At 27.1% G+C, this 10,478-nt stretch carries 8 protein-coding genes and 1 pseudogene; 1 reads left to right on the top strand and 8 read right to left on the bottom strand.

Annotated elements, in window-relative coordinates; genetic code table 11:
• Both ACQ3F0_RS22425 and ACQ3F0_RS22420 read right to left on the bottom strand, forming a co-directional pair.
• Nucleotides 1–91 (bottom strand): annotated as a pseudogene (locus tag ACQ3F0_RS22425) (electron transfer flavoprotein subunit beta); the annotation flags it as partial.
• A gap of 54 nt (nt 92–145) precedes the next feature.
• Nucleotides 146–1,285, bottom strand: a complete 1,140-nt coding sequence (locus ACQ3F0_RS22420) for an acyl-CoA dehydrogenase family protein (RefSeq protein WP_428867953.1) — start codon at nt 1,283–1,285, stop codon at nt 146–148.
• A 940-nt stretch (nt 1,286–2,225) separates the two neighbouring features.
• Between ACQ3F0_RS22420 and ACQ3F0_RS22415 the strand changes: the two genes are divergently transcribed.
• Entirely contained in the window at nt 2,226–2,780 is a 555-nt protein-coding gene (locus ACQ3F0_RS22415) for a helix-turn-helix domain-containing protein (protein ID WP_428867952.1), read from the top strand.
• A 140-nt stretch (nt 2,781–2,920) separates the two neighbouring features.
• Here the strand turns inward: ACQ3F0_RS22415 and ACQ3F0_RS22410 are convergent, their stop codons facing one another.
• The 6 genes from ACQ3F0_RS22410 to ACQ3F0_RS22385 form a co-directional block, all read right to left on the bottom strand.
• Nucleotides 2,921–4,066, bottom strand: a complete 1,146-nt coding sequence (locus tag ACQ3F0_RS22410; RefSeq protein WP_428867951.1) for a GGDEF domain-containing protein — start codon at nt 4,064–4,066, stop codon at nt 2,921–2,923.
• A 321-nt stretch (nt 4,067–4,387) separates the two neighbouring features.
• The gene (locus ACQ3F0_RS22405; protein ID WP_428867950.1) at nt 4,388–6,382 is read right to left on the bottom strand and encodes an ABC transporter permease; all 1,995 of its coding nucleotides are present in this window, start codon (nt 6,380–6,382) and stop codon (nt 4,388–4,390) included.
• On the bottom strand, nt 6,372–7,139 hold the full coding sequence (locus ACQ3F0_RS22400; protein WP_428867949.1) for an ABC transporter ATP-binding protein: 768 nt from the start codon (nt 7,137–7,139) through the stop codon (nt 6,372–6,374). Before ACQ3F0_RS22400 ends, ACQ3F0_RS22405 begins: the two co-directional genes overlap by 11 nt.
• A gap of 177 nt (nt 7,140–7,316) precedes the next feature.
• A complete protein-coding gene (locus ACQ3F0_RS22395) occupies nt 7,317–8,330 on the bottom strand; it encodes a sensor histidine kinase (RefSeq protein WP_428867948.1) in 1,014 nt (337 codons plus the stop codon).
• Entirely contained in the window at nt 8,327–8,995 is a 669-nt protein-coding gene (locus ACQ3F0_RS22390; RefSeq protein ID WP_428867947.1) for a response regulator transcription factor, read from the bottom strand. Before ACQ3F0_RS22390 ends, ACQ3F0_RS22395 begins: the two co-directional genes overlap by 4 nt.
• A gap of 67 nt (nt 8,996–9,062) precedes the next feature.
• Nucleotides 9,063–10,475 (bottom strand): sensor histidine kinase, encoded by a 1,413-nt coding sequence (locus tag ACQ3F0_RS22385; protein ID WP_428867946.1) that lies wholly within the window; start codon nt 10,473–10,475, stop codon nt 9,063–9,065.
• Between the last annotated feature and the right edge of the window lie 3 nt (nt 10,476–10,478).

The following is a 10,478-nucleotide window of genomic DNA, read 5'->3' as shown; positions in this document are numbered from 1 at the left end:
GTACACCTGCTCTAATAAGTGTTCCAGTTTCTTTATTTATTCTTACTTCGTTAGTATCAGGTACTTGCTTAACGCAAACCACTATTTTCATTATTTTTACCTCCATTTTTTAAGAAATTACATATTCTGACTTATATAGCTTTGATTATGAGAGTACACTTCTCGCAATAACAAGTTTTTGTATTTCATTTGTACCTTCGTAAATTTCAGTTATTTTGGCATCTCTATACATTCTTTCTAAAGGATAATCTTTCATAAATCCATATCCACCATGTATTTGCAATGCGAGATTTGTAACAAATCTTGCAGTTTCTGATGCATAATATTTTGCCATAGCAGATTCTGCTGAAACATTCTTTCCTTGATCATGTAACCATGCTGCCTGATATGTTAAGAATCTTGCTGCTTCTATTCTAGTTTTCATTTCTGCTAGATACCATTGAATTCCTTGTTGCTTTGCTATTGGTCTTCCGAACTGAACTCTTTCTTTTGCATATCTAACAGCATGTTCAAAAGCACCTTCTGCTATTCCTAAACCTTGAGCTGCTGGAACAGTAATACGGGCTCCATCAATTGATGATAGCGCATACTTAAAGCCTTGATTTAACTTACCTAATATGTTTTCCTTAGATACTCTTACATTTTCAAATATAAGTTCCGCTGTATCCGATCCACATATACCCATCTTTTCTTCGATTTTCCCAACTTTAAATCCAGGAGTGCCAGCTTCAATTATGAAAGCAGTTATACCTTTTGTCTTCTTTTCAGGTTCTGTCATTGCCATTACAGTGTAAATTCCTGCTTGGCTTCCACCAGTAATGAAGCATTTTGTACCATTTAAAATATATGAATCTCCATCTTCAACAGCCACAGTTTGTACATTTGAAGCATCAGATCCAGCATTAGGTTCTGTAAGAGCAAAAGCACCTACAACTCCATCTTCTAGCATTGGTCTTAAATATTTTTCTTTTTGCTCCTTTGTACCATACATATGGATTACCCATGCCGCTCCTTGATGGATAGAATACATAGCTGCAGTAGTAGCACATTTTTTCGCAAGTTCTTCTGTAACAATTGCTTGTGCGAGCTTATCAAGTCCAGCACCACCAAATTCGTTAGGGAAACCTACTGCTGTTAGCCCACATTTTGTTAATTTATTGAAAGTGTCACGAGGAAATTTATGTGTTCTATCAATTTCTTCCGCAATAGGTTCACATACTTCTTCTGCAAATTGTCTTGCAACTTTTCTTATCATTTCCTGTTCAGGTGTTAATTGAAAATTCATTTTATTACCCCCTAAAAACTTTTTATATTTTTTAACTTCACACTTTTTATCTTTTGATTAGTTGTGTGAACTGAATAGCCTGAATTTTAGAAGATTTTCGTTTTTTCAAAAATCCAATTAGTAAAACAACACTATTTGAAAACGTTTTTAAATTATATAAATAAAAAGACGATAAGAAACAGGTTATTCCCTATTTATAATCGCCTCTCTATTCTCTGGCATTTATATTTAGTTGTTTAAATTTGTATTTTAAATTAAATATGTAATTTATTGATTTCATTCGATATGTGTTTTTTAGTTTGTTGATTTTTGCATTGATTATTAGATTGTTTTTTACGATAAGTATTAAGAATATGATATTTACATTTATATTATTTGATTTATAGTATATAATTTCTTATACAAATAAAATTAAACTATATTTACTTTGTTTGTGATTATTAAATATAGTTTAACAGCATTTTTTGTCAATGTCAATGTAATTTAATATTTTCCTAAAAATTAAATTATATTAACTTTTTTTTAGTATTCACTTAGTTTAATGACACATGTTATGATATAATATTTATGGTACTAATTATTATTTGCTTACATAGAATTATTTGCTTTAGGAACAAATGCATATATAGCTAGAAAGTCACTCCACTTCACTAAGAAATTCTAATTTATTTTCTTAAATATCTGCTAAAAAATTATAACTCGCATGCTCAAACAATAATTTTTCTTAACGCATATATTACAAAAATAAATAAGAATTTCTAAAGTTTGTTACGATGACTTTTACGCTATATATACTTCTTCTCACCACTGAAGGATGGAATTTATACAGTATAAACATTTTACATAACGCTACAATGTATTGATATAACTACATTTGACAAATATTAAATTCCCGAAAAAATTTATAAATTCCTAAATAACAAGAAAAGGAGTTAAGACTATGGATAATAAAGATCTTGGTAATAAAATACGAAAATATAGAAAATCAAAAGAATTGACTATAAAAGAATTAGCAGAATCTGCTAATGTTACCCCTTCCTTATTAAGTCAAATTGAGAGGGGATTAGCTAACCCATCGATCAATACACTTAAAGTTATCTCTAAAGTTTTAAAAGTTCCCCTATTTACTTTCTTTATGGAACCTTCAAAAGAAAGAAAATTTATCGTAAGACCTGAAAATCGTGTGAAAATGACTATCCCAAAAAGCAAAAATATTACATTCGAACTATTATCACCAGACTTAAACGGAATTATAGAATTTGGTATACTAAAACTTCCTCCAAATGCTAAAAATTCTGAATCAATAATGGAAAACAAATATGAGTTGCTATGCTATATATTAAAAGGAACAGTAGATTTATTTCTTGATGATGAAATTTTTGTGTTAAACTCTGGAGATAGTGTAAGAATAGAACCTTTAACAAAATACCAATTTGTAAATAACTCTAATGAATCTATGGAAATGATTTTTGCCGATTCTCAACTTATGACTTAATTGATTTTTAGAAGTATTTCTGAAAATCCTTTTTTGGCTTTTCAGAAATGCTTTAAAGATATAATTTATAAATTTCTAAACAATAAAAAAAACAGCATAATCGCTGTTTGAACTGTCGTAAATAATTGCTTTATTTAAAGTTATGCAATTTCAACTCTATTTCTTCCCTTTTCTTTAGCTTGATACAGTCCTTTATCTGCTCTAATTACTAGTTCTTCAATCGTATCTCCACATTGATAACTTGCAACACCAAAACTGCACGTTCTTTTATTTACAATAGAGAATTCATGCTTTTGGATTGCATCTTTTAATTTATTTGATACCCGGAGAGCTTGATGCATTTCAGTTTCTGGGCAGATTACCAAAAACTCTTCACCACCCCATCTACCAACAATATCAATATTTCTAATGTTTTTTCTTAGTATTTCAGCTGTTTCAATTAATACTTTATCCCCTACTATATGTCCATATTTATCATTAACAGATTTAAACAAATCTAAATCCAATAAAATAATCGAAAACTCTCTAGAATATCTTTTAGTTCTCTTATATTCATACTCTAGAATCTCATCTAATTTTCGACGATTATAAATATTCGTCAATCCATCTTTTATTGAAAGTTCTTTTAATTTTTTATTCATTTTCTTAATTTCTAAATTCTTCTCTTTAAGCTTGTCATTACTTTTTTTTATAATTTCTTGGCTTTTAAACTCTTTCACATACTTTTGATAATTAATTACTGAAGCAATCCAAGAAATAATATTATTAGATAAAATATCTTGAATATAATTATTTTGTATAGTTGGCTGAAATATTGGCATTGCTATAATAAAAAATAAACTTGTTGTACTATAGACAACTAAGCTTTCTAAAGGGTTAAAATAAAAGATTACAGCAAACCCATATAGTACTGCAATGTATATAGCAGGGATTAAAAAAACATCATTATGTATCAATAAAACTCTAACTATTGCAATAAAAAAACCAAAAACTCCAAAACTAATCTCATAAATTTTATACATATAAGAAACACTACTAGGCTTTTTAAATTGAATATATGCACTTATAACTGTAAATACTAACATAACAATAGCAGTAAAAAAATGAATTTTTTGAATGAAGCTACCAGGTTTCTGTAAATATAAACCATAGTACATTTGTTCTATAGTTAAAAAAATAGCTAAAAACAATATACTTAAATTATTATGCAATAATTTTTCTTTAAAGAATTTCTGTTTATTATATGGCAAAACAGGACAAAAAATATTTTTATAAAACGAAAACATAATAACCTCCATCTTATTGATTTATCTACCATCAAAACTCCTTAAATCCTATTATACTTAATGATAATTCTACTTTCCCCTGATTCATTATGAAATATAGAACTAACTTGTCCCTATAATACTTTCATTTTTACAATATACAAATTCTCATATATTGATTCTTCTATTTAAAATATATGATTTACTCAAATTATAACACAATCCATCACTATTATATCACAAATAATAGCTTGTATTAAAACATTTTCCATTAATGGATTATTAGTATCATAAAAAAATAAGCACCCTTTATTGAATGCTAATTTAAATCATAATTTTAGCTTAAGTATTTTTAATTATATTCTTGTATCCTATATAAGTAGCGTATAAATATCCACCATATATTATGGTAACAACAACTACAGTTATTGTTATTGTAAACCCAATTTCTAAAAATGATGATGCTCTTGCTCTATTCAAAATCATAAATCCTGCTATAGAATGTATTAATGCTAAAGCAAGTGGAGCCATAAAATGTATTATAATCTGAGACAATATTGATTTATTTATCATTTCTTTAGAAGCACCAATTTTCTTAAGTGCTTTATATCTATTTACACTGTCACTAGCTTCCGTTAATTCTTGAATTGCTAGTACTGCTGCACTTGCTATCAAAAACACAAAACCTAGGTATATTCCTATATATAAAATCGTACCAATTGAACTTTTTGCCTCATCGTATACTTGTATTTTTGTATCAGCATATATAATAAACCCATATTGGTTTAAAATCTTATCACGATCATAATCAATATTTTTGAATTTTGATTTTAGCACTTTAACCTGATTTTCAAGTTCTTCTTTGCTCTCTTTACTAGTATTATTTATATACATTATTGATAAAGATTTTATCATATTTTCTACATCTGAATCATGTATTATCGCAAATAAGTTATAGCCATTTTCTTTTAATTCTATATTACTTTTTATTTCATACTCCTTGTTATTTATATTTAACTTACTTTCATTTTTCATTAGTTTCTTCAAAGCTTGTTTTTCATCATCATCACTTGTTATTAATAATACTTCGTTTTCTTTTAAATCTACGATAGATTCTCCCCTTAACTTTCTTACTTCATTATATTCTGATATCTTTATTACACCTAAATTTCCAACATAATTTCTCAACCTATTTTTTAAAGGTTTATTTGCATATTGATTTAATAAACTAGATATTTTTATATTTGTACTATAAGTATCTAATACAGCATACTGATAAAATTCTCTTAATTCAAAATCCACGCTTCTTAAAGCTTCTTCTATATCTTGAATTTCTTGTTTTTCATCATAAATACTTAATTCAATTGTTGCATCAAAAGGTGTTGAGTTTTCTAAACTTTTTTCAAATTCATTCTTAAAATTTAAGCTAGTTGATAATATTAATATTGTTAAAAATAGCATAAGACATATTATTGTCATAGATACAAAGTTTGTATTTATTTTATTATTAAATTGTTTTATAACAAAAATATTTAACCTTCTCAAATAAATTCTTTTACTTTTTTTAATAATAAGTAGTATGAAACCAGAGAATCCAAAGAAAAATAATAGAGTTCCTACACTCCCCCATATCGTTGATAATGGAAAATTTATATTTTTAGGAGTAAGTACATATTTCCATCCCATATAATAGGCTCTCCCTAAAACAATTATAGATAGAATAAATATTATAGCTAAAACTATTGGATTTCTTGTTTTTATTTCTTCATTCTTCTTTAAAGCATTTATCATGTCAATTAACTTATGTTTTGACACAACTACTGTATTAAATATCATAACTAAAATAAACATTACTCCAAAATATATAAAGGTTTTGTTAATTGCATTTGCAGATATAATAAATTTATACTCATTCATTCTAAATTCAAATAACCTTGCTGTAAGAACTGAAATTCCTTGTGAAAATACTATTCCTAATAATAAACCTGCTATTAATGATATAATTCCTACCATAAATGTTTCATAAATTAATATTCGAGATATTTTTCTTTTTGCCATTCCCAATGCAGCATATATTCCAAATTCTTTTTTACGCTTTTTTAATAAAGCATTATTAGCATAAATTATTAACCCACCAAAGACAATTGATATAAATACTGAAATATATGATATAAATTTAATTAATGCTTTTATTTTACCAATATCCTTCATTACTGTTTGAGAATTCATAGAGTTAAAATTATAAAATATACATACTGCTAATGTTAGTGTTATAAAGTATATTCCATAATCCTTATAACTCTTTTTTATATTATTAGTGGCTATTTTAAAATACATCCTTGACATCACCGCCTAAAAGTGTCATTACTTCAATAATCCTATTAAAAAATTCTTTTCTAGTATCATTTCCTTTTACTAATTCGTTAAATATCTTACCATCTTTAATAAATAATATCCTATCACCATAACTTGCAGTAAACGCATCATGGGTTACAAGTAATATAGTAGCTTCAAACTTTTTATTTAATCTTTCAAAAGACTCTAATAATACTCTTGAAGATTTGGAATCCAACGCTCCCGTAGGTTCATCTGCACATATAAGTGATGGATCAGTAACTATTGCTCTTGCACAAGCTACTCTCTGCTGCTGACCACCTGACATTTGATAAGGATATTTTTTTAAAACCGATGTTATCTCAAGAGTTTCTGCTACTTTCTTTATTAACTCATCAATTTCATTTAGATTTCTTTCTTGTATTGTTAATGCCAAAGCTATATTTTCATAACCAGTTAATGTGTCAAGCAAATTGAAATCTTGAAATATAAATCCTAATTCTTCTCTTCTAAATCTATCTAATTTTTTAGATTTCATCTTAGTAATAGTAATCTCATTAACAATAATTTCACCAGTTGTTACGTTATCAATAGTGGAAATACAATTGAGCAATGTAGTTTTTCCACTCCCTGATGGCCCCATTATACCAACAAATTCACCTTTATCTACTTTAAAACTTATACCATCTAATGCCTTGGTGACATTACCTCTTTTTCCATAGTATTTTTCAATGTTTTGCACATCTAATATATTTTTCATGTCTATCTCCTCCTTACTATTAACCTATGTCCATTCTTAATTTGCTCTTATGAAACTATTATATTACACAAACAATAAATCACATATTGAATTAGCTTTCATTAATGTTGCATTTTTGTAAGATTACCTTTATAAAATTTTTAATGAAAAAAAGTGCAAGTATTAAACCTCACACTTCTAAATTCCCAAATTAAATTTACTTAATGGGAAAATAATATTCACTTTTGTTCCCTTTCCTAATTCTGAAGCAATATTTATCTCTAACCCTAACTTATCACAAAGTTTTTTACAAATATAAAGCCCCATTCCTGTAGATCTATTATATTTTCTTCCATGTTCTCCCGTAAAACCCTTTTCAAAAACTCTAGTAATATCTTTCTGTGAAATTCCTACTCCATTATCTACTATTGAAAGTATTATATTATTTTTATTGGTAGTCGAATCTATTGTTATCTTACCTTCATCTGGTTTAACATACTTAATAGAATTACTTATAATTTGGTTTAAGATAAACTGCACCCACTTTATATCACTATACACAACAGCCTCTATGTTATCTAATTGTAAGCTTACCTTTTTATTTATAAAATCCTTTGTATTCCTTCTAATAGTGTTGTTTATAGCAGTTTTTAAATTAAACTTCTTTATTAAATAATCTTTACTAACATCACTACTTCTAGAATAATATAATGCTTGTTCTACAAAACCTTCAATTTTCTTTATTTCTCCGCCTATATTATCAATAACAGTACCTTTATTGTTTTCTAAAATTAACATACTGGATGCTATAGGTGTTTTTACTTCATGAACCCAAGCTTCTATATATTCTCGATAATCTAACTGAAGATTTTTATAATACTTAACATGCTCATGCATTTCTTTATTGCATTCTCTTAATATCTCATAAAAAAGTTTTCCTTCTAAAAATTCTGGTTTTTCCATTATTTCTGACAATAGATATTTTTTATCCAGACTTTCTAGCACCTCTTCCATATTATTATAAAATTTTCTGTATTTAAAAAAATCTCTGATAATGTAACTAATTAGAGGTAGATACCATATATTAAAAATTAAAAATATGAATATATTATTTATATCAAATACAACAAGTACAAAAGATATAGTAATAAAACTGATAAAATTTATTAATAGAAAAGGAATTCTTTCTTTTAAATATCCTCTTAGACTCATGACATTATATACCCTAAACCTCTCCTAGTGTCTATAGCATCTCTTATTCCTATTTTTTCAAGAGTTTTTCTTAATCTAGCTACATTTACTGATAAAGTATTATCATCTATAAAAACATCTGAATTCCATAAATATTCCATCAATGCTTCTCTGGCAACTATATTTCCTTTATTCTTTATAAGATAAGAAAGTATTTTCAGTTCATTTTTTGTTAATTGTTCTGTCTTTTCTTCGTAACTAACAGAACCAGTTGATAAATTCAACCTAATATCATTACATACCAATACATCACTGCAATTTATTTTGGAAGTCCTTTTTAAAACCGCAGAAATACGTGCTAAAAGTATCTGAGTGTTATATGGTTTTGTTATAAAATCATCTGCCCCAATATTCATGCTAATAAGTTCATCAGTTTCACTATCTCTACTCGTTACCACGATTATTGGAATATCAGAATTTTTTCTAACTTCCCTACATATATGATATCCATCAAAAACAGGTAAATTTATATCCAGTAGTATTAAATCAGCGTTCGCCTTATTTATATATTCTACTATATTATTAAAACTTTCTGGAGCATCAGTTTCATAACCATATTTTGATAAAAATATTTTAAGTTCTTCTCTTATAATTTTCGTATCCTCAACTATAATAATTTTTTTCATATTTATCCTCCAATTTAACACTTTTATTTAAAAACTATGTGTTAAAACAGTGCACAATAATTGTGCATTATAAAACCACCTCTATCTCTGTACCTTCTCCTAGTGTACTTTTTATTTGTATATCTCCTCCATGTGCGACTACTATTTCTTTAGCTATGGCCATCCCAAGTCCTGAACCTTTATGCCTTTCACCAGTATTGGTTCCTCTATAATATCTATCGAAAATATACTTTAATTCATCTGACCTTATTCCTTTACCATTATCTTTGACAAATATATGTACTCTCTCATCTTTTATCATTTCAATCTCTATTTTAACCGCACTATCATTGTGAATAAGCGCATTGTAAAGAAGATTATTAATTACCCTTTTAATTAAAATACCGTCTACTTCCCTTAAAATTATATTTTCCTGGGAAATAAAATCAATGTCACTATCATTATATTTAGATTCATTCAGTATATCTATAACTGATTCTCTAACCAATGTGACTAAGTTAACTTCTTTTTTATCCATAATAGAATTTTTATTTTTAAGCTTTGTAGTTAAATTCAAATCATCTACAAGTTCTTTTATATAGTTAGATTTTTTATGAATTATTTCTGTGTAGGATTTAACTTCTTCTTTAGAAAATTCATATTCATCATCACTTAAAATTTCAGCATATCCTTTAATGGATGCTAAAGGAGTTTTTATATCATGAGATATATTGGCAATCCACTCCTCCCTCATTTTATCTATCTTCATTCGTTCTCTTTTATTACTTTTAAGTGTATCTGAAAGATTATTAAGATTATGATAAACATCACTATATACTCCTTTTGGAAAGTAATAAACATCATAATCTCCTTCGCCTAATTTTTCTACCCCATTTATAATATTTCCTAAAGGGTTTGTAAGTCTTCTGCTAAATAAATAACCAAAAAATAAAGCAATTATTGAATCTATTAAAAGCACAATCATAGTTATGTTTTTCAAAAAATGCCCTATCTCATTTATGTTATAAATGAAAACTTTCTTCTCAACCTTATTCATTGGAAAACCAATAATATAACTATATTGTTTATCCCCAACTGTTTTTTCTCCAATAAATATAGTTGATGCACTACCTATTCCACCTCTATATTTATATCCATGTACAACTTGAAAGGGGGTATATTTCAATGGAAGATTTTCTGGCTTTTTGTAATTATAAACTTCTATGCCATTCTCATTTAAAATCTGTATCCAAGTTTCCGTATTGTCTAAGGATTTCTTACCCTCATCACTTACATATACATTTCCTTCACTAATAAATACATTATTATTAAATTCCCTCACATACTCCTCTGGGCCAAATTCCGCTAAGAGCTTGTTGTTTCGATTATACACATTCTGTCCTATAAAAACCGTTGTTATAGCCACAATATTTATAAGCACTACTATAATAACTACTGAAATTACCGTAGATACAAATCTTAACGTCAGCTTCCATTTCATCCT

The sequence above is a fragment of the Clostridium sediminicola genome, from assembly GCF_050402865.1.
GTDB lineage: Bacteria > Bacillota > Clostridia > Clostridiales > Clostridiaceae > Clostridium_AF > Clostridium_AF sediminicola.
The sequence above is the reverse complement of the archived record's forward strand: the minus strand, read 5'-3'. Positions and strand labels throughout refer to the sequence as shown.

What these genes read in the sequence shown, in the direction of transcription:
- ACQ3F0_RS22400 (WP_428867949.1), bottom strand. Translation starts at nt 7,139, where the DNA reads ATGAAAAATATATTAGATGTGCAAAACATTGAAAAATACTATGGAAAA.
- ACQ3F0_RS22420 (WP_428867953.1), bottom strand. Translation starts at nt 1,285, where the DNA reads ATGAATTTTCAATTAACACCTGAACAGGAAATGATAAGAAAAGTTGCA.
- ACQ3F0_RS22415 (WP_428867952.1), top strand. Translation starts at nt 2,226, where the DNA reads ATGGATAATAAAGATCTTGGTAATAAAATACGAAAATATAGAAAATCA.
- ACQ3F0_RS22405 (WP_428867950.1), bottom strand. Translation starts at nt 6,382, where the DNA reads ATGTATTTTAAAATAGCCACTAATAATATAAAAAAGAGTTATAAGGAT.
- ACQ3F0_RS22385 (WP_428867946.1), bottom strand. Translation starts at nt 10,475, where the DNA reads ATGAAATGGAAGCTGACGTTAAGATTTGTATCTACGGTAATTTCAGTA.
- ACQ3F0_RS22395 (WP_428867948.1), bottom strand. Translation starts at nt 8,330, where the DNA reads ATGAGTCTAAGAGGATATTTAAAAGAAAGAATTCCTTTTCTATTAATA.
- ACQ3F0_RS22390 (WP_428867947.1), bottom strand. Translation starts at nt 8,995, where the DNA reads ATGAAAAAAATTATTATAGTTGAGGATACGAAAATTATAAGAGAAGAA.
- ACQ3F0_RS22410 (WP_428867951.1), bottom strand. Translation starts at nt 4,066, where the DNA reads ATGTTTTCGTTTTATAAAAATATTTTTTGTCCTGTTTTGCCATATAAT.